A 1,024-nucleotide genomic window follows, 5' to 3' on the forward strand; every position below is an offset into this window, starting at 1 on the left:
TGGGGGCGGACAGGCCGTTAGCCATGGCCCGCTCAATATCCTTGGCGTTATCGACTTGCAGGGCAGCGGTGTTCTCGCGCAACAAGGTGGCTAGTTTGCGCAGCGCTATGTTTTTAGTAGCTGTTGATGCAGCCGCCATGCGGGCTGATGCCACTTTTGCCTGAGAGCCCAGCGCGTGGGTGTATTCGGTGGTGTTGAGCGCGTTCATGGGGGGATTTTCGCAGAGTTTGGGGTGTTGGCGTGCTTCCGTCGACCAAGGGATACTGCCCCACCTTCTGCAGTTAGCGCCCGCAGCGCACCTTGTAGCCGGGGGTAGGCAAACCGATACCCCGCCGCAACCGCCGCCCGTGGCCTCGCATTCTGTCCATCCAACAGCAGCGTGGACATCTCGCCCAGCAGCCCACGCATCGGCGCGTCCGGCGCACGCATCCACACCCGCCGGCCAAAGGATGCGGCCAGGGCTTGGGCGAATCGCGCCTGCGGCACCGTGCCGGGTGCGACTGCATTGACGGGGCCGCTCAGTTGAGCGTTGCCCATCGCAAAGCGAACCATACCCACCGCGTCGTCCAGGTGAATCCACGGCAGGGGCTGGCGCCCGCTACCAAGCACTGCGCCCAGGCCCAGCTTGGCGCTGAAGGCTAGCATGGGGTAGGCACCGTCGCCCCGCCCCAACACGACACCAAAACGCATGCGTACGACCCGCACGCCCAGGCCTTCGGCGCGGCGCGCCTCATGTTCGATGGCGGCGCACAGGTCGGACTGGAATTCGCCGGGGCGTGGGCCGGCGGTTTCGTCCAATGGCTCGAAGGACGCGTTGGGTGACGCGCCGTAAAAACCGACGGCCGATGCGCTGACCAGCACGCGCGGTAGCTGTTGCAGGCGGCGCATCAGGTCCACCACGGCGGCGGTCACCTGCACGCGGCTGGCCAACAGAGTGCGCCTGCGCGCTGCCGTCCATGGCATGCCCAACACGCGTGCACCGGCCAGGTTGACGATGGCGTCTATACGCGTTTCGGAGGGTATG

The 1,024-nt window shown here is 66.0% G+C and carries 1 protein-coding gene and 1 pseudogene; both read right to left on the reverse strand.

Going from position 1 to position 1,024, the window contains the following annotated elements; all coding sequences use genetic code 11:
* Nucleotides 1–208, reverse strand: a pseudogene (locus tag AC097P_RS25080) (gamma-glutamyl-phosphate reductase); the annotation flags it as partial.
* Nucleotides 205–1,024: TIGR01777 family oxidoreductase (locus AC097P_RS25085; protein ID WP_479613121.1), on the reverse strand; the 820-nt coding region annotated here is incomplete at its 5' end. The pseudogene AC097P_RS25080 and the gene AC097P_RS25085, both read right to left, overlap by 4 nt.

The organism is Rhodoferax sp. ZS1R8, from assembly GCF_056521325.1.